Origin of the sequence: Sphingomonas sp. TREG-RG-20F-R18-01 (assembly GCF_022662475.1) — a bacterium.
In the GTDB taxonomy this organism is placed as follows: domain Bacteria; phylum Pseudomonadota; class Alphaproteobacteria; order Sphingomonadales; family Sphingomonadaceae; genus Sphingomonas.
The window spans coordinates 1-530 of record NZ_JAKNQQ010000053.1 but is presented as its reverse complement, the minus strand read 5'-3'; the positions used below and the strand labels follow the sequence as shown (position 1 = coordinate 530).

The 530-nt window shown below is 67.5% G+C and carries 1 protein-coding gene; it reads left to right on the top strand.

All coding sequences use genetic code 11. The features are described 5' to 3' along the window. Positions 1-530, top strand: a 530-nt coding sequence (locus L8K25_RS22605) for a glycoside hydrolase family 3 C-terminal domain-containing protein (protein WP_242141269.1), incomplete at both ends; no start/stop codon positions are given.

The window sequence follows — 530 nt, the reverse complement described above, 5'->3', positions numbered from 1 at the left end:
CGGCCTGTTCGACAATCCCTATCGCTCGCTCGACCTTGCACGAGAGCAGCGCGACGTGCGCCTGCCGCGAGCGATCGCGCTCGCGCGCGAGGCGGCGGGCAAGTCGATCGTGCTGCTCAAGAATGACGGCGGCCTTCTGCCATTGGCGAGGTCGACCAATATCGCGCTGGTCGGCCCTTGCGTGTCTGACAAGGGCGATATGCCAGGGCCGTGGGCGAGCTTTCCAGATTTTACGACCTGCGTTACTCCAGAGGAGGGGTTTCGCGCCGCACTAGCGGCGGGCGCGACCCATCGCGTTGCACGCGGCGCAGATTACGAGGCGCCGCTCGCGGGTGGGATCGAGCAGGCGGTTTCCGCTGCGCGCGCGTCGGACGTAGTCGTGCTGGTGATTGGCGAAAGCGCGCGGATGTCGGGCGAGGCGCAGGCGCGCGTCGAAGTGACGATCCCCGAGGCGCAAATGGCACTAGCCGAAGCCGTCGCTGCGACCGGCAAACCGGTCATCGTGTTGCTGCGTCACGGGCGTGCGCTCG